Below are 23,156 nucleotides of genomic sequence, written 5' to 3'. Positions count from 1 at the left end.
CACTGCGTTAAATTTTTGACTTTTGATTTTTGCCTTCTGACTTTCCATTTGCGGTTGGCGAAGCTGAACGTGTTATACTTTTGCTTGGTGAGAATACAACTCATTCCAGCCTCATACCACCTCCGTATTCCCCAATTCAACACCATTTGTGTAGGAGGAACCAACGAATGACCGCAGAAATCGTTCAAGCTCAGTATGAGCAGCTTGAGCAAGCCGCCAATCGTTTCAATCGTCAAGCCGACCAAAGCGAAGCAATCGTCCAAAGCATTCGTCAAATGCACGATACACTGGTTGGTGGCCAATGGCAGGGCGATGCAGCGAGAGCGTTTGCCAACGAAATGCAAGCCAATGTTTTTCCAGCGTTCAGCCGTTTGATCGCCGCGTTGCGGGCCAGCCAAGCCCTGACCATGGAAATTAAAACGGTCATGCGCCAAGCGGAAGAAGAAGCGTCACGCTTGTTCCAAGGCTCGCCAACCGAAGGTGTGGCTGCCTTGCGGGGTGGTGGCGTGTCCATGTTCGCCAATGCCGCCCAATTTTCCGCTGAAGAAACGCCAACCCCAACCGCACCCGCCGACCCCAATAACTACGACCGTTTCGACAAAGCCATCGAATATATGCATCAAGAAATGGTCAACAACGCCCAAAGCGATGTAGTCAAACAGATGAAATCGCTGCTCGATTCAGCCATGAATCCTCAATGGTACGATAGTCTCATGGGCAGTAATCCTGGCAATAAAATTGTTACTGCTTTGGCAATGTGGACTGCCAAAGTTCATGCTGGTAGCGATTGGGATCACAAGCCGATTTTGGGCGATATGCTTGGCCTCAAAAACGACAAGGACTACTACTTCCCAATTCGTGGCGACCAAACTAACGAATACTACTACGATATTTGGTCGAATATTCACTATGGCTATGTTGGCACAGCCGCTGGCTTTGACGCTAAAACCTTGCAAGACGGAGCCAACCTTGGCGATGCGCTGACCGGAACCAACGATCCAGGTGATGTGTTGACCGTGCAAATGGGTATCGACCTCTGGAACAAATACGGCACCTCGATGACCCAAGATCAGCTACATGCTGAAATTTTGGCCAATCGTGATAACTTAGTTCAGCTCGATAAAACGACCTCAGGCAAGAATCAACGCTAGTTGGCTGGGAGTTGGCACATGGCAGGGTTTAGTGATCTGTTGATGATTAGCGGTTTATTGGTCTTTTTTTTATTCAGTAGCTTGGGTTTGGGCTATCTTATTGGTCAGTTGACCAGCCCAAATGCACCAGCCAAACTCTTGCCGATGCTCCTTGCAAGTGGGCTTAGCTTTGCAAGCCTTGCTGGGTGTTATTGGTGCTTCAGCAACTTATCACGGTTTGATCCGATTGAACGTTGTCGGCCTGATGGCACGGGTTTTTGTGCCAGCAATGGTCAGGCAATTGCGCAATTTGAGCAGGCCTTAGCCCAAAGCCAACGCTGGCAATTTGGCCTCTGGATTATCCTTCCGCTGCTGGCGATTGGTGGCTTGTGGTGGTGGTTCAAACGCCGACCAGCACATTTGGCCAGCTAATACCGTATAATTGAGCGTCGGATTGTTGCCCATGGGTTGAGCTTCAGCCCATGGGCTTTTTATATGGAATTATCGCCATGGAACAACGCTCATTCTCTGGCCAGTGGCAACGCTGGTGGCCCTATCTTTGTATCACGCTAGTCGCCATGCTACTGATGTGGCGGGTTGTGCTGGGCAATACGTTTTTGCCGCTCGATATTGTGGCCCACCTGCATCCATGGCGTTTTTCCTACGAACGGGTGGCGGTCAATAATCCGATTAATAGCGATCTGATTACCCAAATTTATCCGCGTCGCTTGGTAACCAACCAACTGCTTGAGCAAGGCGCGTTGCCCCTTTGGAACCCGACGATTTTAACCGGCACGCCGTTGCTTGCTGATGGCCAATTGGCCTTTTTCTACCCCCTGAGTTGGCTGTTTGTACTGCTGCCCTTGCGCTATGCGTTTGGCATCTACACGCTGATCAATGTTTGGTTGGCGGGCGTTGGCAGCTACAAATTTGCGCGCCGCATGCAGCTTGAAGCAATGCCAGCCAGTTTGGCGGCGGTTGGCTATATGCTCAGTGGCTTTCTGCTCAATTGGCTGCATTTTCCCGAATTTAGCGCTGCTTGTGCCATGCTGCCGTGGTGTTTTTGGGCGGTGCTACGAGCCTCGCAAAGCCAGCGTTGGCGCGATTGGCTGCAAGCAAGTTTGGTGTTGGCCTTGCCGTTGCTCAGCCAAATTCAGTTGGCGTTTTATTGCTATCTTGGGATTGGCTGTTTGCTGCTGTACCAGCTGATTGCGTTGCCAACGTGGCGTTTGCGCTTCAAGCAAATTGCGCAATTTAGTAGTGCAATTGGGCTGGCGTTGGGATTAAGCGCAGTGCAATTGTTGCCGCAAATTGCGCTTTCAGCCCAAGGCCAACGGCTTGATATTGGCTCAGGGCTTGGCTCGGCTAGCTCGATTATGCTTTGGCTGTTGCGCTTGGGCTTGCCGCTTGTCGATGGGGCTGCGCGCGAAAATCCGAGCGCTTGGCAACCGCATTTGTTACAAGGCGTGCAACCGTATGCTGGTTTATTAACCTTGGGCCTCGCTTTGCTCGCGGTTTGGCGCAGCCAACAACCTGGCGTTAAATTATTTGTACTGTTGGCGCTTGGCTCGTTTGCGATTGCGGTTGGCACGCCATTGCTGCAATTGTTGCTGTGGCTGATTCCGCCCTATCGCCAATTTGCCGACCATCAGCGTTGGTTTGGCTTGTGGGGTTTGGCGGTGGCGATGTTGGCTGGCTATGGCCTGCAAAGTTTGCAGCAGCCGCTGGCTAAGCCAACTCGGGCGCTTTGGCTTCAACGTTGCGTTTTAGTACTTGGTTTGCTTGGCCTTGCAGGTTGGGTATTACAGCACATTGCGTTGTTCACGGCCAACTCGCGCTACGCCCAATACAGCACGCTGCTGCGTTTAGCGCTCAACCCAATTAGCCTTGCTATTTTTGGGCTAAGCGCTTTGGCCTTGGCTGGCTTGTTGATCAAACGTATGCCCCGCCGCTGGGCAAATGCTGTGGTTTTAGTCGTTTTGGCTGGCGATTTGCTCTGGTATGGCGCGAGCTATAACACCAGCGTCGATCCCAAGCTGTTTCATGCCACGGCTGATATGCAAGCCAGTTTGCTGGCTGAGCCAGCCCTGCAAGATGCAGCGATTCTGTATCCACCAACGCGCCAAATTAACTTTCTATTGCGCCAGCCCGGCGTTTTTCGCGTCTTTGGGGCCGATTATCAGGCCATGCCAACCAATGTGTTTAGCGCCTTTGGCCTCGAAGATATTCGTGGCTATCAATCGCTGTATTTGGCTCAATACAATCGGCTAACTAGGCTGATGGATGGCAAGGATTATCATAAGCTTGGCGAGGGTGGCAATAGCTTACACGCCTATTTCACCATGGCCTACAACCAGCGCCGCTTGTTAAATATGTTGAATGTGGAATATCTGATCTTCACTCCCAACAGCCCCAATCCTGAGCTGTATCAACCGTTGGAGTTGGTACAACGCAACGATGAAGGTACGATTTATCGTAATCCTGAGGTGCTGCCACGGGCATGGATGGTTTATCGAACTGAGGTTATTAGCACTGAATTGGCCCAGCTTGATCGGCTGGCCGCCAGCGATTTCGACCCTGCGACTCAAGCGATTGTGGCCGAACCTGTGCCAGCGCTTGGTCCAGCGCCGACCCAAGCGCTTACGCCTAGCCTGAGCTATGCGCCAAATCGAGCTACCGTTCAGGTCGATACGCCAGCAGCAGGCTTGTTGGTGCTGGCTGATGCTTATACAAGTGATTGGCAGGTGACGGTTGATGGCCAGCCAGCCAAACTCTATCGCACCAATTATGCCTTGCGCAGCGTATGGTTAGCGGCGGGTCAGCACACGGTCGAATTTCGCTATCAACCACAAAGCTTGATCGTTGGTGGCTGGGTGAGTGGCCTCAGTTTGGGCCTCATTCTGTTGGGCTTGCTGTTGAATTGGACTACCATTAAGCGAAAGGTTGCACAATGACAACGACCATGTGGAACGAACGGGCAGTGCAGGATGTGTTGCAGCGTCCAGAGCGCTTGCTGAGCCACACGGACTGGCGACACACGATTCAGCAGCACGGTGGCCTCAGCGCGTTTTATCAACAGTTGCAACAACTGCCGCTCGAAGCCAACCAGCAGGCCGTGCTCCAGGTGCTGACCACCTATCCTGGCGCACCCGTCGACACCTACTGCTCGTTGCTCAACGTGCATAAAGCGACCTATCATCGCTACCAAAAAGCCTTGATTCACCAACTAACCAGCTTGCTCAATGGCGATCAGCCGCTGGCTGCCGCCCCGACCACTGCACCAAGCTTGCATCAACTGCGCCCGATCTTGGCCGATTTTGTGGGACGGAGTGTGGAGTTGCAACAGGTCAGCTATGCCTTGGATGTGGCGCGCACTGCTGCGCGTGGCGCAGTGATCAGTGGGATTCAAGGCATGGGTGGGGTGGGCAAAACGGAGTTGGCGATCTATTTAGCGCATCAGTTGATTCCGTATTTTCCCGATGCGCAGATTGTGCTGAATTTGTATGGCTCGCGCGAGCAACCGTTGACGGTCGAGCAAGCCTTGGGCAGCGTGATCAGTCAGTTTCAACCGAATGCCAAATTGCCGGAACAACGGGAGCAATTGATCGCAAAATATGCGGAGCTGTTGACGGGCAAGCGGGTGCTGATTTTGGCCGACGATGCACGCGATCTGGCGCATGTGCAGGATTTGACTCCGCCGACGGGCAATTGTTTGCTGGTGACCAGTCGCTTGCGCTTTGCGATGCCGCTGATGGCCCAAGTGCATTTAACGGAATTGCAGGAACCCGATGCCGTTGCCTTGCTGCAGCAGATTTGCCCGCGCTTGGATGGGTCGATGGCGGAGCAGCTGGCGGCAGCGTGTGGCTATTTGCCCTTGGCCTTACGAATCAGCGCCAGTATTCTGGCGGCAAATCCCGAGTTGGCGGTTGCTGCGTATCTGGCGCAATTGCAGGATCAGCAGCAGCAACTGGCAGCCTTGGAACACCCCGACGACCCACAGGCGAGCGTGGCCGCGTCGTTGGCGTTGAGCTATGCGCGTTTGCCGAGCGAATTACAAGCCTTGGCGCGCCAGGTGAGTGTGGTAGTAGCCGATTTCAGCAGCGAATTGGGCTTGGCGACGGCGGGGTTGACGCTGAACATGGCAAATGAAAACCTGCTGTATAAACTGGCCTCGCACAATTTGATTCAATTTGAGCATCGTCAAGAACGCTGGCGCATGCACGACTTGGTGCGCAGCGTCTTGCGGCGTTATTTGAATGAAGCGGAAGCGGCGCAAACGCACTTGCAGTATGCCCAAACCAGTGTTGAGACTCTCAAAACTATTTCCGATGATTATCAAAAAGGTGGTTCTGCTCAAATCCAAAGTATTGAAGCATTTGATCGTGAGCATGCGCATATCGTAGTGGCGTGGCGATGGGCGCAGCAGCAACCAATTTCACCAATCACTGACCAGATTTTGGTTGATGCAGTGTTTTACAGCCGTAAAACGAGCCATATTCGGGTTGGACGACGATTCATCAATCTTAATGAACGAGAACAGGCTGTTGAGCGAGCACTGCGGATTAAGGAGCTTTATAAAGCTGGAGTTCTGGCTCTAACGACCGCGAATCACTATCGCCAACAAGGTAATTATCCGCTCTCACTTGACTGGCACGAACGAGCGTATGTAATCGGGCTTGAAAGTCAGGATATGTATCTTCAATCGACTACTTTGGGCGATATGGCCACATGCTATATTGAAATGGGTGGCCAGCCAAACCTAGAGAAAGCCCTTGAACTTGAACTGGAAGCCCTGCGGCTGTTTCGGGAGAGTGGTCATGGTGGGCCTATCGAAAGCTTACGAGTCAATAACTTAGGAGGCTGTCTTAATAAGTTGGGCCGTTACGCCGAAGCGGCTCACTACTATATCGAATCATTGACACTAGCGCAACAATTTGCCAACCAAGAAGATGAGTGTCGCGCCTTATACAATCTTGGGCAAACCTATCTGAAATTAAATCAACTTGATGAAGCACAAATGGCCTTGGATCAAGCCCTTGTCATTGTTGAACGCATGAATTTTGATCAAGGTCGGGCGTATATGCTCCAAGGGCAGGCGAGATTGCTTGTTTTGAAAGCTGATTGTGCCCAAGCAATCGAGACCTGGAATAACGCATATACACTCATGCACCACTTTAACCACTTAAATGCTTTAGATATTCTGTGGAAAATCGGCTTGTTGTATTGGAAGCTTGGCAATCTACAAGAAGCGGAATCACGCATGCAGGCCGTTTTAGAGCAAGAACGACCCTTAGGCATCGATCGGGTGCATCAGCATGAGCAACAACTGCATAATTTGCGCACTCAGCAACCCTTTGACGATGCCCTTTTAGATGCAATTATCGATGAATAAGTTTAGGTTACCTACCACGCATTCCATAATGCTGGGCAATTCTAGTACTGCGCTGTTGAATTAGGATTTGAGTTAAGCGAAAGGCTGCACAATGACAACGACTGTATGGAATGAACGGGCGGTGCAGGATGTGTTGCAACGCCCAGAGCGCTTGCTGAGCCACACGGACTGGCGACACACGATTCAGCAGCACGGTGGCCTGAGCGCGTTTTATCAACAGTTGCAACAACTGCCGCTCGAAGCCAACCAGCAGGCCGTGCTCCAGGTGCTGACCACCTATCCTGGCGCACCCGTCGAGACCTATTGTTCGTTGCTCAACGTGCATAAAGCGACCTATCATCGCTACCAAAAAGCCCTGATTCACCAACTAACCAGCTTGCTGAATGGCGATCAGCCGCTGGCTGCCGCCCCGACCACTGCACCAAACTTGCATCAACTGCGCCCGATCTTGGCCGATTTTGTGGGGCGGAGTGTGGAGTTGCAACAGGTCAGCTATGCCTTGGATGTGGCGCGCAACGCTGCACGTGGCGCAGTGATCAGCGGGATTCAAGGCATGGGTGGGGTGGGCAAAACGGAGTTGGCGATCTATTTAGCACATCAGCTGATTCCGCATTTTCCCGATGCGCAGATTGTGCTGAATTTGTATGGCTCGCGCGAGCAACCGTTGACAGTGGAGCAAGCCTTGGGCAGCGTGATCAGTCAGTTTCAACCGAATGCGAAACTGCCGGAACAACGGGAGCAATTGCTGGCCAAATATGCGGAGCTGTTGACGGGCAAGCGGGTGCTGATTTTGGCCGACGATGCGCGCGATTTGGCGCATGTGCAGGATTTGACTCCGCCGACGGGCAATTGTTTGCTGGTGACCAGTCGCTTGCGCTTTGCGATGCCGCTGATGGCGCAAGTGCATTTAACCGAATTACAGGAACCCGATGCCGTTGCCTTGCTGCAGCAGATTTGCCCGCGCTTGGATGGGTCGATGGCGGAGCAGCTGGCGGCGGCGTGTGGCTATTTGCCCTTGGCCTTACGAATCAGCGCCAGCATTCTGGCGGCAAATCCCGAGTTGGCGGTTGCTGCGTATCTGGCGCAATTGCAGGATCAGCAGCAGCAACTGGCGGCCTTGGAACACCCCGACGACCCACAGGCGAGCGTGGCCGCGTCGTTGGCGTTGAGCTATGCGCGCTTGCCGAGCGAATTACAAGCCTTGGCGCGCCAGGTGAGTGTGGTGGTAGCCGATTTCAGCAGCGAATTGGGCTTGGCGACGGCGGGGCTGGCGCTGAACATGGCAAACGAAAACCTGCTGTATAAACTGGCCTCGCACAATTTGATTCAATTTGAGCATCGTCAAGAGCGCTGGCGCATGCACGACTTGGTGCGCAGCGTCTTGCGGCGCTATTTGAATGAAGCGGAAGAGTCACAAACCCAATTGAAGTATGCCCAAGCCAGCGTTGCAATTGTCAAGCATATTTCAGATGATTATCAAAAAGGCGGCGCTACTCAAACCCAAAGCATTGACAATTTTGATCGGGAGCATGCGCATATCGTGGCGGCATGGCAGTGGGTATTGCAGCAATCAATCTCACCAACATGCGACCTAGTTTTGGTTGATTTAGTTTTTTATGGACATAAACCTTCCCGAATTCGAGCCGGACGACAATATATCGAACTTGACCAATTTGAAGTGGCATTTGAAGCAGCTTTACGTATCAACGAGTTTTATAAAGCTGCACTTATTGGAGGAATGCTGGCTAATAAATACAAGATGATCTCAGATTATATTATGGCATTGAGGTGGCACGAACGAATATATATAATTGATTTAGAGCTGAATGATCTTTACCTACAATCGTTGTGCTTGGGCGATATGGCCACATGCTATGGTGAAATTGGTGGACAAGTAAATCTAGAGAAAGCACTTGAACTAGAATTTGAAGCGCTGCGGCTGTTTCGGGCAAGCGGCCATGGTGGGCCAATCGAGAGCCTACGGGTGAATAATCTGGCCTCCAGTCTGAATATGGCTGGTCGCTATGCTGAAGCGATCCCGTATTTTATGGAAGCTGTGGAACTGGCCCAACACTTTGGAAATCAGGCCGATGAGTGCCGCGCGTTCTATAATTTGGGCATAACATATTTGCGCTTGAAGCAACCTGATCAAGCCCAAAGCGCCTTTGATCAAGCCCTCGCGATTATTGAGCGTTTGGGTTTTGATGAAGGCCGAGCCTTTGTTTTGCTCGGACAGGCAAAATTAGTACTTTTCCGAGGTCAGTATCAGCAGGCGATTGAAAAATTCGATCAAGCGTATAGAATCATGCAGCAGTATCAACATTTACAAGCTCTAGGCATTTTATGGAAAATAGGCATCTTGTATTGGAAGCTTGGTGATGTGGCTGAAGCGGAATCACGCATGCAGACGGTGCTTGAGCAAGAACGACCTTTAGGCATCGAGCGGGTGCATCAGCATGAACAACAACTCACTAATTTACGCAATCAACAAACCTTTGATGATGCATTGTTGGAGGCGATTGTTAATGAATAAGTTTAGGTTACCTACCGCGCATTACATAATGCTAAGCAATTCTAGTGCTTTGCTGTTGGGAATGCTGCCGAGATTTGGTACAATAGCAAGGCAAGTATTTTGGCACTGCTGCCGCCGCACTCCCATGCTTGGGCTTGCTTGGCAGCCTATGGCTTACACAAAGGAGTGATCAATGGCCACCGCATCGCCAACCCTTAGCCGCTTGGAATATCCACAAGAAGATCACGATACATGGGCAGCGCTCTGGCAGCGTCAATTGCCCCTCGCCCAAGAACATGCCTGCCAGCTTTTTCTCGATGGCATCGATATATTGAACCTCGACCGCACCCATTTGCCCGATCCGTTGGCTGTGAGCGATCAACTGAATACCATAACTGGATGGGCTTTGGGCGATGCTCAAAATGCCTATCTCGGGCCAACCGAATGGTTCGAGCACATCGCTGATCGGCGTTTTCCGGTGACGAACTACATTCGCCGCCCCCATGAATTGGAATTTACGCCGCTACCCGATTTGTTTCACGAATATTTTGGTCACTTGCCAGCCTTTACCAACAAAGAGTTTGCCGATATTGCCCAATTATTCGGGCCGTTGTATCTCTCGGCCAAGGACGAGCGCCAGCAATTGGGCATTGCGCGGATCTGGTGGTTTAGCACTGAGTTTGGCTTGCTGCGCGAAAACGGCGAGTTGAAGGTGCTCGGCGCTGGCTTGCTCTCATCGCCAGGCGAATTATTGCATTCGCTCAATCCCGAAACGCCACGCTATGAGTTCGATATTGAACGCGTTGCCGATACTGCCTCGGCTCCTTATGGCTATCACGAGCACTATTTTATTCTCAATAGCCTCGATCATTTGCGCTCAATTGTCTATGAATATGCAGAATTAGAGGGCTTGCCCAAACCAGAATTACCTTTATAGAACTTTGGAAGTCTGGCCAAAAAGCCCTTCACCCATTCAACGGGCGAGGGGCTTTTTGTTTTAATCGTGGCGAAACACTGGTGCTCCCCTCGCCCATGTTTTCGTGGGCGAGGGGCTGGGGGTGAGGGAATGGCGCTAGCTCTTAGCCAAAACCTGATTCACTATTCTGGCCATGTCAAACGAATGCATTCAGCATTACCAACAACTTGTTGATTGCCATGGGCATGCCAGCGTTGCATTAAGGCCTGATCGATGGTGGTGATGGTTTGGGTTTGTAGCCAAAGCATGGTGCGAATAACTTGACCATGGGCAAAAACGCAGCTTATTCCATCCAAGGTTTGCAGCCGTTGCAACGCTGCTTGTACCCGTTCGATCAACATGCGAAAGCTTTCGGCATCGGGGCCATGGCGATAATTAGGGTCGCAGCGTTGCCAATATTCCGTAACCATTGGCTGACGATCGGCTTGGTTGGTATTGCTGCAAAGTGCTGGCGAAAGATAGGTAAATTCGTGAATTGGCCAGATTTCTGCTTGCAACTGTGGGTAGCGCTCGAGCAATGGCGCTGCGGTTTGCTGGGTGCGCAAATATTGCGAAACGATCACCCGATCTGGCTGCGGTAGCCGTTCAACTAAACTATTGGCTTGTTGCCAGCCAAGCGCAGTTAGGGGAATGCTGGCTGGGTCAGCGGTTCGTTCGCCAGCGTTAGCGGCACTCTCACCATGGCGAATCAGCCAGCATTCATGGCTCATTTGGAACTCCAGCGGGCGTAAATCGAGGTCGATAGCAAACGGCCTGCCGATTGTTCGCGCAAGGTTTGTTCGCCTGCATCAAGCGTTCCATCCAAGCCAGCAAGGCTATCGCTCAGCGTATTGGCCAGCATCAAGGCCGAGGCGCGGGTATCGTAGGTTGTTACTAAGCAGAACAATGGTTTGGGAGCGAGAATCGAGCGGCATTCTTGCAACAGCACAGGGAACGATTCGGCAAATTGCCAAACTTGGCCTTGGCTGCCCCGCCCAAACGCTGGCGGGTCCATAATAATGCCTTCGTAATGCGCACCGCGGCGGGCCTCACGGCGCACAAACTTTAAAGCGTCGTCAATAATCCAGCGAATCGAATCGGCTGCTAATTGCGAGGCTGCTTGATTTTCCTTGGCCCAATCGACCGAAGCCTTCGAAGCATCCAAGTGGGTAACTTTGGCTCCTGCTTGGGCTGCGGCCAACGAAGCCACTCCGGTATAGGCAAACAGGTTGAGCACCCGTGGTTGTTGGTCGGCACGTTTGATTTGCTCGGCGACCCAATCCCATTGCGCACCATGTTCGGGGAAAACTCCAACATGGCGAAATGGCGTAAGTTGGGCCTTGAAGCGCAAGCCTTGGTAGCTCATCATCCATGTTTCAGGATGCGGCTTGAGTTTGCGCCAATTTTCGCCTTTGCCTTGATATTCGTAAATCGCGTGCGCCGCTTCCCACGCGCTGGCAGCGAGTTTGGGCTGCCACAGAGCTTCGCTTTCAGGGCGAATCACCGTGACCGGGCCAAAGCGTTCAAGTTTGCGGCCATTGCCACTGTCGAGCAACGCGTAATCGTGCCAATTATCGGATGTGAGTAGTGAAAGTGTTTTCATAATTTTAGGGGTCGGGGGTCAGGGGTTAGGGGCCGGTGACCCCTACTATCCGCTTGACCCTGCCAAACCTGATAAGTAAACCTTTGTTTGTAGTGATCCACGAAGGTTAAGTTTTTGATCCACAAAGGACACGAAGGTTGAGGCTATGGGCTATTGGCGTTAGGCTCTAGAACGTATCATCATGGAATTCATCCAAATAGTCCGATAGCCAAAAGCCCATAGCCTATAGCCCTATTTTGACTTTTGACTTCTGCCTTTTGCCTTCATCCCTCATCCTTCATCCTTCTCTTCGACTGGCTCCCAGCCATTGCGCAAGTAGACCGTGCGAATATCTTTTGAGAGCAGATAGCCCAAGGCGAGCACAATTAGCAGCAAGGGTGAAATAACTTCAACGCTGAGAATCGAATTGCCAAGTAATTGGGCATTGCTCAGCACATAAAACGTGCTCAAAATAAACATAATCACGGTGGCAAACCACGACCAGCGCCATAAACGCCACAAGCCAAAGGCCAAGGCAATCAGATAAATCGTCACGACGCTGGCCACATCGCTGGGCATCACATCGCTGCCGCCGGTTGCCAAGGCCGAAATAACCACCAAGGCAGCGGCTCCATACAACGCCACAACCATCAGCACAATGCCTTTGGGGCGTTTGGCGCGCCGCAGTTTAATCGCTTCTTGATCCGGTGTTGTCATACTATTGGCCTTCATCAACCTGGCCCAAAATAATCCGATCGATCACTGATTCGACGGGCGCAAGGTCGTCGGTAAAGACGCGATTTTCGCCCACGCCATCCCAGCGGCGAATTGGCTTTTTGTTGCTATTGCTGGCCAGCGCTTGCTCCATCACATAGCGCAAGGTCGGGTCTTGAATCGTTGCCAAATTGGCTTCGAAGTTGGCAATGCCATCGCCAACATCAGCTGGAATGCCAATCAACATCGTATTGAAATTATTTGGCACGTCGATCATATAGACATGGGCAAAAACGCTGCTCATGGTGTTCGCCAAGACGTTGACCAAGCGATAATCGCCGCCAGCAGCCGTGTTGGGTTTGCCTGCATTGACCACCGCTACGCCGTTCGGAGCTAAGTGATCGCGCACGGTTTCAAAAAACTCGCGCGTGGTCAGGTGAAACGGAATATAGGGCTGTTTGTAGGCATCCATGCCGATAATATCATATTTGTTGTCGTTGCCAGCGAAGAAAATTCGGCCATCGGCAACGTGGGTGTTGAAATTAGGAAATTGTGGCGTTTCGCCCCGTTCTTTGTAATATTCAACATCGTGCATGGCGAAGTATTCACGGCCCAATTCAACAATGCGGGGATCAATCTCAATGCCATCAATCACCGACTCTGGGCCATAAATTGAGAGAAATTGCTTGGGCACCGAGCCAGCAGCCGAGCCAACCATCGCCATGCTGTTGACACTTTCAACGCTGCGGTTGGGGTAGAAATAGGGCGCAATGTTGTAGAAATCCCATGGCCCGTTGGTCAGCAAATCGCTGGCGTTATTGGTTTGCTCAAATTTTGGGTAGTAGATAGAGTGGATGGCTTGGCCCTCGTTGAGCACCAAGCCGATCATTTTGTTGTCATCGCTGCCACGTTCGACAATCTGAATGTAGTTGTAGGCCGAATCGTCTTCGGTAATCAGGTTACAGCCACGGCAATCGGCAACCTTAATTGGCTCGCTGCGGGGCCAAAATGCCAAAGCAATAACCACAACTAACGCAACCACGGCCACTGGCAGCATTTTGCGCCGTTCCATCCAGAAGCCAGGCAACACCAGCAGCAACAAGCCCATGGCAAAAATATAAATCGTCATATTCGTGCCAACCGTGGGAATCAGAAACAGCACTGGCAAGAAGGTGCCGAGAATCGAGCCAAGCGTTGAGATCGCCGAGAGATTACCAGCGGCCTTGCCTGCATCGGCTGCATCGCGAATCGCCAAGCGCACTGCAAATGGACTAACCATGCCCAACAAGGTGATTGGCACCGAGAACAAGGCCAAAACCCCAAGCAACGAGCCAACGAATGGCCCAGCCGAACGCGTGGCAAAGGCGCTAATTGACCACTTCAGAATTGGCTTCGAAATCCATGGAATCACGGCGGCGGTGATTGCGCCGACCAAAATGATGCTACATAGCAAACCCAACTCTGGTCGGCGGTCGGCCCAACGCCCGCCAATTGTATAACCCAAGGTCAGGTAGAGCAGGGTCAAGCCAATCACATTGGCCCAAATCAACTGCGATGTGCCGAAATAGGGAGCCAAAAGCCGCGAAGCAGTCATTTCAATGCCGAGCGTACAGATCCCCGCACCAAAGACCAACAACATAAGGTAACGACGTGCCAATGCTTGAATCCTTTCAACAAAAAGCCGTGGAAGCCACCCATTGGGCGTTGCATCCACGGCACGGCATGAGCTAAAAATCGGGCAGCAATTTAGCTAACCGATTGAAAAACCGTTTGCAAAACTTGCAGAAGCAGCAGCGCAATCAGTGGCGAGAGATCAAACATGCCAACTGATGGAATAACGCGCCGAATCGGTAGCAAGATTGGGTCGGTAATTTCGCGCAGAATCAAGGCAAACCGTGATTGACCTTGTGGATCAAACCACGACATGATGATTCGCACAAAGATTGCGATTTCGAGAATCGGGATTAACAGGAGAAAAAACTGGCTAATGAAATTGCCCATAGCGCCCCCAACAGGTGGTTTGCCGCATTTCTGCCGTCAAGTATACCATAAGCGTTTGGCTTATGGTCAGTCAAGCAACCCCAACTATCCAGATGTCACATTAGTTCATACAAACAGCGAAAAGCGTGCATTTGCTTGCTTAACTTTCCAAATTTCTTGCTCACAGAGCCGAAAAGCGGCTGGTTTATGTTTGCCAACTTTTATAATAACCGGCTTCGATTGCTTTGCACTCCATCATGAAATCGTAAATTTGGTGCTTGTAATATTCTAATTTTATTGATATAAATACATATAATCTAGAAAACTAGAATATTACACGAGGTCAATCATATGCTTAACCGAGGTTTGCTGCTACTTTTGGCAATGATTTTGGTTGGATGTGGCGTGACGGCCAATCAACCAACCACAATTCCAGCCAGCGCGACTACTGTTCCTGCAACCGTTGTTGATCCGACGGCGGTTCCCAACCAGCCAACGAGCGCAGCGCTCACGCCAAGCATTGTTCCGAGCACGCCAACGCTAGAGGCGACCAATCCAACGACGGCAACGATTAGCAATCCCCAATCGGGTGAAGAGGTGTTGGCGTTTATTCGCCAAAATCCGAGCAATGTTAGCTTGGTGACCTATAGCACCAACAGCGATGGCAGCATTAACAACGCCGATCCGCTGATTGAATTCAATGCTCAGCAACCACTACCCTTGGCTTCGACCATGAAAATCGTGATTTTGGCCAGCTACGCCCAAGCAGTCGAGGCAGGCACGCTCGACCCTGAACAGCCAATTAGCTTGGCCGATTGGGAAGCCTGGTATTGGCCAAATACCGATGGCGGCGCGCATCCGGCGGCCCTAGAACGGCTTGGCATCCCCGCTGATCAACGTGGCTTTGCCAATGATCCAGCCCAAACTGTGCCGCTCAAAACCTTGGCCCAAGCCATGATTTTCGAGAGCGATAATGCAGCCACCGATTATTTAATTGATCGCTTGGGCATTGCAGCGCTTGATCAAACGATCGCAGACCTTGGCATGCAACAGCAAACCAAAATTGTGCCAATCGTTGGGCTATTCCTGTTGGTGATGAACCCAGATGCTTCAATTGATGCAACGAGCATGCAAAGCTTGTTGGAGCTTGACCAAGCCAGCATTGAGCAACAAGCGTTGGCGCTGGCTGAGCGCTTTCAAGCAGAGCCAGAATGGCGCAAAGCAACTCAAGATCAAAGCCAATTGAAGCTTGATCTGGCACAACAAAGCCAAGTTTTTGACCACATTATGCCCAAAGGCAGCGCTGGCGATTATGCCAACGTAATGGCATTGGTTGGCAATAATCAATTAATCAGCCCAGCGGTTTCGCAAACGATGCGCGAATTTTTAGAGTGGCCGATGACGATTCCTGGCAACGAAGCGATGTTCACCCATTTTGGCACCAAGGGCGGCAGTTTGCCCGGAATGCTAACCGAAGCCATGTTTATTCAGCCTGCCCAAGGCGAATGGGCTGATCGGACCAAAGTTGTGGTGTTGTTTTTCAACCAATTGCCTGATCAAACGTGGTTGGGCTTGCTGCAATCGTTTATGCAACAGCAATTTGCCGTACAACTCGCGCTTGATCCTGCATTTGCTCAATCGGTCGCAAGCCAGCTAAAATAAGCCGATTTCTGCCAGAGGAGCCAATGCCATGGATTCAGCTCAATCATTGCTTGATCGGATCGCTGCTTTAGAAGCACGGGTCAGCGCTTTAGAAAACCAAACTCCTGCAAGCACAGTAGCAAGCAACGAAGAGTTGGGTTTGGTGCGTCAACTCCAACAACGCACAGGCAGCGATTATGAGCATGAGCTTGGTCATGGCGCGTTTCTCTTTGCTGGCTCAATCAGTTCGGTGCTTGGCAATTATGTTTGGCAGGGTGAATATGGCTTGGGCGAATTGCTGCGCCACCCTGCCGAACAAATAATTACTGTTCTGAGTGCCTTGGCTAGCCCAATTCGTTTGCAAATTGTCCAAACCTTGCTTGAAAAACCAGCTAGCAGCCAAAGCCTGCTGGAGCAATTGCATATGCAATCTGCTGGCCAGTTGTATCATCATCTCAAGGAGTTGCGCAACGCTGGCATTATTATCCAACGCGGGCGCAGCGACTATAGCTTAGAAATAAGCGCCCTGATTCCGGTGATGATCATTCTCGCGGCTGCCAAAAATATTGTTGATTGAGAGATAAAGGCAAAAGGCAGAAGTCAAAAGTCAAAATGGGATCAGGGATCGGGGGCTGGGGGTCAGGGCTTTATGCTATGGGCTTTCGGACATTATTCGTGCAATTCGTGGCTGAAAATAAAGGATGAAGGATGAATTATGAGGGATGAAGATAAAAGTCAAAACTTACGGTTAATAGAATAGTCCTCTATTCTCTGCGCCTCTGCGTTAAAAAATAAGCTATTGACCACAGTCAAATGCTGATAGCCCATAGCCTAGAGCCAATAGCCCATCTTCGTGCTCTTCGTGGATCAAACTACTCGATCACAACCTTGCCAACCACCGCATAATCGCCGAGCAACACGCCATGTTGGCTCCACACGCCAGCGCGGCTCCAATCGCCAAACTCATCAAACCAACCCATCCGCACTTCGTATTGGCCTGGCTCAAGCTCAGCAGGCAGATTAATCGTTAGCAGATCTTCCCACCAATCATCTGGTGTCCAGCGCAGCGCTTGCCAAACCCCATCTTGCGGCTGCACATCGAAGGCAAAACTTTCGCTTTCGCTGCCAGGTTTGGCCAAATGCACAAACAACGACCATTTACGATCTTGTTTGCCAACTGCGCGCCAAAGCGTATTGACCAACCAAGGTTGGCCAGCCTTGGCGGTTTGGGGCAACAAAATCCCTCGTAGCTCAATGGGATTAGCAGTATCTGGCCGCCACAAAGCCAAAACTGGCCGCTCTGGCTGTGGTTCAACCACTAAATAGGGGTAGGCGGCGCTGATAACTGTATTTGGCAAGCCAACCGCCATGGTTACTAAGAGCGCTGGCAAAAGCCAAGCCGCCGTTTTGACGCTACGCTCAAGCCCAATTGCCAAGGCACATGCAGCCACGGGAGCCGCCGGAAACAAAAATCGCGCCTGCCAACCAACTTGGCCACTCAAGACTGCAAAGGCAAATGTCCATGCAAACGAAAGCCCAACCAAGGCCCACGCCAGCTGCCAGCGCTGCTCGATGCGCCAGCGTCGAATGCCCAAAATCGCGAGGCCAATCCAGATTGCCAGCAACCAATACAGCCATTGCGGCGCAGCCACGCTCATCCAGCCAAAGCGTGCAATCAGCGACGTGCCCAAGGCATGCATGGCCTCGCCCCAATCGTGCAAACTGAATGGCGAGAAGGTCGGGCTGCTAAATTCGCCTTTATACAAACCCAAACCAAATGGATCGCCATACAGCAGCAGATTGCGCAGATACCACCAGCCAGCAATCGCCGCGCTGCTGAGCGTAATCCAAGCAATGGCAGAGCGTAATTTGAGCATGTGGCGCAAGTGCCACAAACGCAAGCCAATTAAGGGAATCAGCATCACGGCGCTTTGTTTGGTAAGCAATGCCGCCCCCAGCGTTGCGCCAACCGCCCACGGCCACCAAGGCTTCGGATGTGGCTCAAGCAACAGCCACAGCAGTGTTGCACACAACAGCCACAGCAAAGGATCATTTGAAACTAAAACTGAATGAAAGAGCAATTGGGGCCAAAAGGCTAGCAAACTTGCAGCAAAGACCGCTAAGGTGGGACGCAACCCCAAGCGCAAGCCAATGCCATAGCCAACCACCATCGTCAATGTGGCGCAGCCAATCGAAAACCAACGCAAACGATGCCAAACCAACACATCAGCTTGGTAGGGATGGCGATCGATCGAGCGCCAGGCAAAAGCCGCTGGGTCTTTGCCGCCAGCCCAAATCCAATTATGATTATTGGCCAGAATCACCACCCGATCTTCGAGCGCAACCGAGCGCGCTAAGGGCTGCATCAGCCAATAGGCCAAGGGTGGTTGATGGCCTTCGCCTGGCACATCGCCCAAGCGTTGGTCGGGCAGGCGATTGTTGCGAGCCACAAACAAGGCATATTCTGCATGGCCAGGCTCATCGGGGCCTTCACCAAGGGGAATTCGAGTACTCCACCAGACCGCTAGCGTGCAATACACCAGCAGCAGGAGCAGCAAAGGCCAATGGTAGCGGAAGCGTTTTAATGCAGGCATTGAAGCAAGGCGCTGAATGAGGCCATTCAGCGCCAATCGGAGAATTAACCGAATTGTTCTAAGAAACGACCATCGTTGGAGAAGAACCAGCGAATGTCGTCGATGTCGTAGCGCAACATCGTTTGGCGTTCTGGACCCATTCCGAAGGCAAAACCACTCCATTCAGCGGGATCATAGCCGCCGTTGCGCAAGACGGTTGGGTGAACCATGCCCGCGCCCAGAATTTCCAGCCAGCCGCTCTTTTTACAAATCCGACAGCCTTCGCCACCACAGATGAAGCATTCGATGTCGACTTCGACGCTTGGCTCGGTAAACGGAAAGTACGAAGGGCGATAGCGCACTTTAACATCATCTTTAAACATGCGGCGGGCAAAATTGGCCAACGTACCTTTAAGATCGGCCATGGTAATGTTGCGGCCAATCACCAAGCCCTCAACTTGATGGAACATCATCTCGGAGCGGGCACTGACTGGCTCGTAGCGATAGCATTTGCCTGGCAAAATCACCCGAATTGGCTCAGGGTTCAAGGTGCGCATCACATGAATTTGGCCTGGTGAGGTGTGGGTGCGCAACACAACCTTTTGCTGCGGATCATCAGATTGGATATAGAAGGTGTCCCACATATCGCGGGCTGGGTGATGCGCAGGCATATTGAGCAATTCAAAATTATACTCATCGGATTCGACTTCGCGGCTTTCCCACACTTGGAAGCCCATTTCAGCAAAAATATGCTGAATCCGGCGCAGCGATTGCGTGCTTGGGTGCAAACGGCCAATGTTGGCTGCCCGCCCAGGCAAGCTAATATCAACTGCATCTTCTTCGAGTTCTTGATGCAATGCTGCGCTTTGCAAGCGTGATTCTAAAGTTGCTTCTTGTTCGCTCAGCGCTTGCTTGATGGCCCCGAAGCGTTGGCCAAAGGCTGGCCGATCTTTGGGGTCGAGCTTGCCAATTGATTGACTGGCTTGGGCCAACGAACCCTTTTTGCCTGTCCATTGAGTGCGCCATGCTGCCAAATCATCAAGCGATTGGACATTGGCCAAGGCTGCTTTGGCCTCTTTTTCAATCTGATCTAATTGCTCAAACATGCCATTCCTACCTTAACCAATTAATTATGCTCAGCGTAGTGTAGCATACTCATTGGGCTTTCTGTTCATTCAAATCACGAAGTTGGATTCCAGCGGCGCTTACAACGGCCAAATGGCTCATTTCTCGTCGGCGCGCATCATTTAAATTAGCAGCAGCCGAACGCTGGCGCAAATCGATAGCAGTGCGGTAGCCTTGCTGGCGCAAGCTTCCCGCCGCTTGAATCACCAAACTATGGTCATCGCCAACCACCAGCACGCTCTTATTCGGTATAATCTCAGCTGGGGCAACTGCCGCCACGATTCGTTCGAGGCCATAGGCAAAGCCAACTGCTGGCATGGCGCGACCGCCGAGCGCCGCAACCAAATCATCATAGCGCCCGCCGCCGCACAATTGCAAGCCATCAGCGCCATCGATCTCGAAAATGAGGCCAGTGTAGTAGTGCAAGCCACGACCCATACCAAAATCGAGCACAACCTGATCTGCTGGCACGCCATATGCCTTGAGGAGATCAAGCGTGGTTTGCAACTCATCCAAAGCATCGGTTGCAACCGTATACTCTTTGCAGAGTTCGCGCATGTGCTGCATAACGCTTGGCGCAGGGCCATGGGCCGCAGTCAGTGCCGAAAGCAAATGCCAAGCGCGATCAAGGTTCAGCGTATCGTCGCCACGGCGCAGTTTGCGCACCAAGCGCTGAATAATCGCTTGTGGCTCGCGACCGCCGCTGTCGAGGCGCACGCCAAGGCTTGGCAACACGCGCAACAAGAGCGTTTCAAGGTCTTGGTCGGCGAGGTGAGCAAGGCTCGCTAAATCAACTGGCAGTTCATCATCGTCGTCGCGCCATTGTTGCTTAACCGCATCAAGCCCTTTCGAACGAATCCGTTCGAGGCTCCACGTGAGCGCCGAGGTGATGCGTTCTGGTAAGCCAAGGCTATTGAGTAACGTCTTAATCACGCCAATATGGCCAATTGTTAACGTCCATTGCTCAATGCCCAACTCACGCAAGCCAGTTACGGCCAAGCCAAGGGCTTCAGCATCGGCCAAAGGGCCAGGCGCACCGATTAATTCGATGCCAACTTGGGTAAATTGGCGATAGGTTGCACGGCGCGGGCGTTCGTAACGAAAGACTGGGCCTGCGTAACGCAAGCGCAACGGAATCGGCGCATCGCCCAAGCCACTGATGACCGCCCGTAAGACCGAGGCCGTCCATTCAGGGCGCAGGGCCAAATCGCGGCCAGCTTGATTCCAATGGTACAATTTGGCGATGAGATCATCACCAGATTTCTTTAAATACAATTCACGATGCTCAAGCAAGGGCAACTCAATTGGGTCGTAGCCAGCTTGATCAAAAGTAGCGGTTAATGTCTGAATCAGTGCCTGACGTTGGTGAACGGCAGCGCCAAACAGGTCGCGCGTTCCACGAACCACTTCAGGAGTTAATTGATAGCCCACAGGTTCCTCCGAGCACAATCAAACCACATTGTACGCGAAAATTCGGTGTGGGTGAATGGAACCAATGGGGGTCGTATAACGTAAAGTACTTATGTCTGCCTTGACGACGACACAGTGGCGTGATACGCTGCTTTTATTGGTACTTTACAGCTTGTTAACTGCCACGGGAAGGAAAGCCTATGCATGGATTAATGATTTTTTCGGGATTATTTGGTGCGTTGGCAGTCATCTTTTGGTTCTTCGGTCAGCCAATTTGGTCATTGTTAAATGTCCCCCGTCAACTCAACCAATTGTGGCAAGGTGTTTCAGTTCGGCGTAATCACGCAATTGAGCACGCCACGGTCAATGTGCTTGAAGAGCGCTATGGCTCGCAGTTGGTCGATGGCTGTGCGACAACCGAAGGGTTCCGCATTCGCGCCGCGATTGATCCCGCTCTGTTGCTCGATGCTGCCCGCGAAGGCCTTTTGCGCCTGCAACGTGGCGATCGTTCAATGGCGATCTACCGTCGCTGTGCAACGGCCCTGAGTTTCTGTTTTCTAACAGTCGCCTCGGTTGGCCTTGGAATGGTTGCTTTCCTCGATATGTTGTCAAGTACCAGTATTTTCTTGGCATTAACCATTGCTGGCGCGCTTACGCCGAAATTAAGCCCGCTTTTTCAACGCTTTTTTACAACCTCGCTTGATGTTAAGGGCATGAGCATTGGTGCTATTGAGTTGGTGCCACCAACATTATTTATGGGCTTGTCGTTTGCTGCTGGCGGCGCAGAGTTCGCCGTGCGCACCAAACCAGCTCGCCGCATCTACCAACCACCCTATCGCTATGGCGAACGGGTTCCGGTCTATGTGCCAGTTGAAAATAATACCCGCCAACGTTAAATCAGCCTGAATTAACGAGTGATCAAAGCCGAAGTTCAATGCTTCGGCTTTTTTGTTGTCCCAAAAGATCACCCTTGTGTCTGCCCTTGGGGCAGAGCCTATACTAGCGCTATGAACGAATCGCTAATCTCAATTGGCAACTTTGCCGAAGCAACTCGGCTCTCGCTCAAAGCCTTGCGTTTGTACGATCAACTGGGCATTTTATCAGCTCGCTATGTCGATCCGCAGAATGGCTATCGCTACTATCACGCAGAGCAACTCGAACCTGCTCGCTTGATTAGCATGTTGCGTCAAATCAACATGCCGCTGGCCACGATTCGCCAATTAATCGCTGGCGATGCCAAAGATGCAGAGATTTTGCTTAGTCGCTACATTCGCTCGGTCGAGTTGCAGGCAATCCAAGCCCGACGTGCCCAAAGCCTTATTCTCGGGTTAATTCGTCAAGAAGGAGTTTGTATGAGTCTCGAAGTAACCGTCCGCCAACAAGCCGATCAGCCCATCCTGAGCATCACTAAACGCACGTTTGTTAACGAGTTGGATACTGTGATTGCGCATGCCTTCCACAGTATGGAACGCTTTGCTGCTGACAATAATTTAGTTGTGCGTGGCCCTGCATTTGGCATTTTTCACGGCACAATTAACGCCGATGATGACGGCCCAATTGAAATTTGTTTACCAGTTGATCAGCTGGTCGAGCAGCAAGGCGAGATTGTTGGGCGCATTTTGCCTGCTGGCAAAGTTGCCGTTGTAACGATGCATAGCGATCAATGTGAGTTTCCGCATATTTTGGCGGGCTATGATGCTGGCAGCGATTGGATCAAAGCCAATGGCTATGTTGTCGCCGATTCGCCCCGCGAAATCTGGGTCAACCCACCAGGCCCTGATGCCTTGATGGAGATTGCTTGGCCCTTCCACGAAGCCTAGATGTGATGCACTCAGCCCCTCGCCTACTATCCGCAGGCGGGGGGCCAGCTTACAAGAGTAGGTTGTTAAGATCCCCTCACCCCAACCCCTCTCCCGTGGCGCGGGCGAGGGGCTTTTGGTTGTGTGGGTTTGGCATGATTGGTGCGCCCACTCGCCCGCGTTCAGTGGTTTTTGCCATGATTTTGGTTGTTCCCCCTCGCCCGCGTTCAGTGGGCGAGGGGGCTAGGGTTTAAGGGCGGACAGGGACGCTTAAACCGAGGATACAGAACGACCTCGGGTGGTATACTGGATGGTGCAAACCCTATCCGCTAACCAGCCGAGG

General features: G+C 51.8%; 18 protein-coding genes. 10 read left to right on the top strand and 8 right to left on the bottom strand.

All coding sequences use genetic code 11. The features are described 5' to 3' along the window. Nucleotides 1-167 precede the first annotated feature (167 nt). The 6 genes from JOD20_RS17760 to JOD20_RS17735 all read left to right on the top strand — a co-directional run bounded on the left by JOD20_RS17760 (nt 168) and on the right by JOD20_RS17735 (nt 9,971). Nucleotides 168-1,151: a WXG100 family type VII secretion target gene (locus JOD20_RS17760; protein ID WP_204756555.1), complete on the top strand. Its 984-nt coding sequence runs from the start codon at nt 168-170 to the stop codon at nt 1,149-1,151. 18 nt (nt 1,152-1,169) lie between these two features. Then, nucleotides 1,170-1,562 carry a hypothetical protein gene (locus JOD20_RS17755; RefSeq protein ID WP_204756554.1) on the top strand — a complete coding sequence of 131 codons (393 nt, stop codon included), beginning with the start codon at nt 1,170-1,172 and terminating at the stop codon, nt 1,560-1,562. 77 nt (nt 1,563-1,639) lie between these two features. Continuing rightward, nucleotides 1,640-4,084 (top strand): DUF6044 family protein, encoded by a 2,445-nt coding sequence (locus tag JOD20_RS17750; RefSeq protein ID WP_204756553.1) that lies wholly within the window; start codon nt 1,640-1,642, stop codon nt 4,082-4,084. Continuing rightward, nucleotides 4,081-6,522, top strand: a complete 2,442-nt coding sequence (locus tag JOD20_RS17745; protein WP_204756552.1) for a tetratricopeptide repeat protein — start codon at nt 4,081-4,083, stop codon at nt 6,520-6,522. Before JOD20_RS17750 ends, JOD20_RS17745 begins: the two co-directional genes overlap by 4 nt. Nucleotides 6,523-6,613: 91 nt before the next feature. Beyond that, nucleotides 6,614-9,055, top strand: a complete 2,442-nt coding sequence (locus tag JOD20_RS17740; protein ID WP_204756551.1) for a tetratricopeptide repeat protein — start codon at nt 6,614-6,616, stop codon at nt 9,053-9,055. A gap of 172 nt (nt 9,056-9,227) precedes the next feature. Beyond that, nucleotides 9,228-9,971, top strand: a complete 744-nt coding sequence (locus JOD20_RS17735; protein WP_204756550.1) for an amino acid hydroxylase — start codon at nt 9,228-9,230, stop codon at nt 9,969-9,971. A gap of 161 nt (nt 9,972-10,132) precedes the next feature. On the opposite strand, the gene JOD20_RS17730 is transcribed toward JOD20_RS17735, so the two are convergent. From JOD20_RS17730 to JOD20_RS17710, 5 genes are all read right to left on the bottom strand, one after another. Then, the gene (locus JOD20_RS17730; protein ID WP_204756549.1) at nt 10,133-10,720 is read right to left on the bottom strand and encodes a histidine phosphatase family protein; all 588 of its coding nucleotides are present in this window, start codon (nt 10,718-10,720) and stop codon (nt 10,133-10,135) included. Continuing rightward, nucleotides 10,717-11,592, bottom strand: coding sequence for a class I SAM-dependent methyltransferase (locus tag JOD20_RS17725; RefSeq protein WP_204756548.1), 876 nt, complete (start codon nt 11,590-11,592; stop codon nt 10,717-10,719). The genes JOD20_RS17730 and JOD20_RS17725 overlap by 4 nt, the downstream gene beginning before the upstream one ends. A gap of 270 nt (nt 11,593-11,862) precedes the next feature. After that, nucleotides 11,863-12,288, bottom strand: coding sequence for a hypothetical protein (locus JOD20_RS17720; RefSeq protein WP_204756547.1), 426 nt, complete (start codon nt 12,286-12,288; stop codon nt 11,863-11,865). Between the two features lies 1 nt (nt 12,289). Then, nucleotides 12,290-13,942, bottom strand: coding sequence for a spermidine synthase (locus JOD20_RS17715; RefSeq protein ID WP_204756546.1), 1,653 nt, complete (start codon nt 13,940-13,942; stop codon nt 12,290-12,292). An 89-nt stretch (nt 13,943-14,031) separates the two neighbouring features. Then, the gene (locus tag JOD20_RS17710; protein WP_054536537.1) at nt 14,032-14,286 is read right to left on the bottom strand and encodes a YggT family protein; all 255 of its coding nucleotides are present in this window, start codon (nt 14,284-14,286) and stop codon (nt 14,032-14,034) included. 330 nt (nt 14,287-14,616) lie between these two features. Here JOD20_RS17710 and JOD20_RS17705 point away from each other — a divergent pair, with 330 nt between their 5' ends. Next, on the top strand, nt 14,617-15,927 hold the full coding sequence (locus JOD20_RS17705; RefSeq protein WP_204756545.1) for a serine hydrolase: 1,311 nt from the start codon (nt 14,617-14,619) through the stop codon (nt 15,925-15,927). 28 nt (nt 15,928-15,955) lie between these two features. Further along, on the top strand, nt 15,956-16,483 hold the full coding sequence (locus JOD20_RS17700; RefSeq protein WP_204756544.1) for a winged helix-turn-helix domain-containing protein: 528 nt from the start codon (nt 15,956-15,958) through the stop codon (nt 16,481-16,483). Between the two features lie 295 nt (nt 16,484-16,778). On the opposite strand, the gene JOD20_RS17695 is transcribed toward JOD20_RS17700, so the two are convergent. From JOD20_RS17695 to hisZ, 3 genes are read right to left on the bottom strand one after another with little or no spacing between them, the layout of a single operon-like run. Beyond that, nucleotides 16,779-18,500, bottom strand: a complete 1,722-nt coding sequence (locus tag JOD20_RS17695; protein WP_204756543.1) for an ArnT family glycosyltransferase — start codon at nt 18,498-18,500, stop codon at nt 16,779-16,781. A gap of 44 nt (nt 18,501-18,544) precedes the next feature. Further along, the gene (pheS, locus tag JOD20_RS17690) at nt 18,545-19,585 is read right to left on the bottom strand and encodes a phenylalanine--tRNA ligase subunit alpha (protein ID WP_204756542.1); all 1,041 of its coding nucleotides are present in this window, start codon (nt 19,583-19,585) and stop codon (nt 18,545-18,547) included. A 49-nt stretch (nt 19,586-19,634) separates the two neighbouring features. After that, nucleotides 19,635-21,035, bottom strand: a complete 1,401-nt coding sequence (gene hisZ, locus JOD20_RS17685; protein ID WP_204756541.1) for an ATP phosphoribosyltransferase regulatory subunit — start codon at nt 21,033-21,035, stop codon at nt 19,635-19,637. A gap of 179 nt (nt 21,036-21,214) precedes the next feature. Between hisZ and JOD20_RS17680 the strand changes: the two genes are divergently transcribed. After that, a complete protein-coding gene (locus JOD20_RS17680) occupies nt 21,215-21,910 on the top strand; it encodes a DUF6391 domain-containing protein (protein ID WP_204756540.1) in 696 nt (231 codons plus the stop codon). 111 nt (nt 21,911-22,021) lie between these two features. Continuing rightward, nucleotides 22,022-22,834, top strand: coding sequence for a MerR family transcriptional regulator (locus JOD20_RS17675; RefSeq protein WP_204756539.1), 813 nt, complete (start codon nt 22,022-22,024; stop codon nt 22,832-22,834). Nucleotides 22,835-23,156 lie beyond the last annotated feature (322 nt).

This window comes from Herpetosiphon giganteus (genome assembly GCF_016907925.1).
GTDB classification, from domain to species: Bacteria; Chloroflexota; Chloroflexia; order Chloroflexales; family Herpetosiphonaceae; genus Herpetosiphon; species Herpetosiphon giganteus.
The sequence above is the reverse complement of the archived record's forward strand: the minus strand, read 5'-3'. Positions and strand labels throughout refer to the sequence as shown.

Excerpts from the sequence above, each read along its gene's own strand:
- JOD20_RS17760 (WP_204756555.1), top strand. The coding sequence starts at position 168 with ATGACCGCAGAAATCGTTCAAGCTCAGTATGAGCAGCTTGAGCAAGCC.
- JOD20_RS17755 (WP_204756554.1), top strand. The coding sequence starts at position 1,170 with ATGGCAGGGTTTAGTGATCTGTTGATGATTAGCGGTTTATTGGTCTTT.
- JOD20_RS17750 (WP_204756553.1), top strand. The coding sequence starts at position 1,640 with ATGGAACAACGCTCATTCTCTGGCCAGTGGCAACGCTGGTGGCCCTAT.
- JOD20_RS17745 (WP_204756552.1), top strand. The coding sequence starts at position 4,081 with ATGACAACGACCATGTGGAACGAACGGGCAGTGCAGGATGTGTTGCAG.
- JOD20_RS17740 (WP_204756551.1), top strand. The coding sequence starts at position 6,614 with ATGACAACGACTGTATGGAATGAACGGGCGGTGCAGGATGTGTTGCAA.
- JOD20_RS17735 (WP_204756550.1), top strand. The coding sequence starts at position 9,228 with ATGGCCACCGCATCGCCAACCCTTAGCCGCTTGGAATATCCACAAGAA.
- JOD20_RS17730 (WP_204756549.1), bottom strand. The coding sequence starts at position 10,720 with ATGAGCCATGAATGCTGGCTGATTCGCCATGGTGAGAGTGCCGCTAAC.
- JOD20_RS17725 (WP_204756548.1), bottom strand. The coding sequence starts at position 11,592 with ATGAAAACACTTTCACTACTCACATCCGATAATTGGCACGATTACGCG.
- JOD20_RS17720 (WP_204756547.1), bottom strand. The coding sequence starts at position 12,288 with ATGACAACACCGGATCAAGAAGCGATTAAACTGCGGCGCGCCAAACGC.
- JOD20_RS17710 (WP_054536537.1), bottom strand. The coding sequence starts at position 14,286 with ATGGGCAATTTCATTAGCCAGTTTTTTCTCCTGTTAATCCCGATTCTC.
- JOD20_RS17705 (WP_204756545.1), top strand. The coding sequence starts at position 14,617 with ATGCTTAACCGAGGTTTGCTGCTACTTTTGGCAATGATTTTGGTTGGA.
- JOD20_RS17700 (WP_204756544.1), top strand. The coding sequence starts at position 15,956 with ATGGATTCAGCTCAATCATTGCTTGATCGGATCGCTGCTTTAGAAGCA.
- JOD20_RS17695 (WP_204756543.1), bottom strand. The coding sequence starts at position 18,500 with ATGCCTGCATTAAAACGCTTCCGCTACCATTGGCCTTTGCTGCTCCTG.
- pheS (WP_204756542.1), bottom strand. The coding sequence starts at position 19,585 with ATGTTTGAGCAATTAGATCAGATTGAAAAAGAGGCCAAAGCAGCCTTG.
- JOD20_RS17680 (WP_204756540.1), top strand. The coding sequence starts at position 21,215 with ATGCATGGATTAATGATTTTTTCGGGATTATTTGGTGCGTTGGCAGTC.
- JOD20_RS17675 (WP_204756539.1), top strand. The coding sequence starts at position 22,022 with ATGAACGAATCGCTAATCTCAATTGGCAACTTTGCCGAAGCAACTCGG.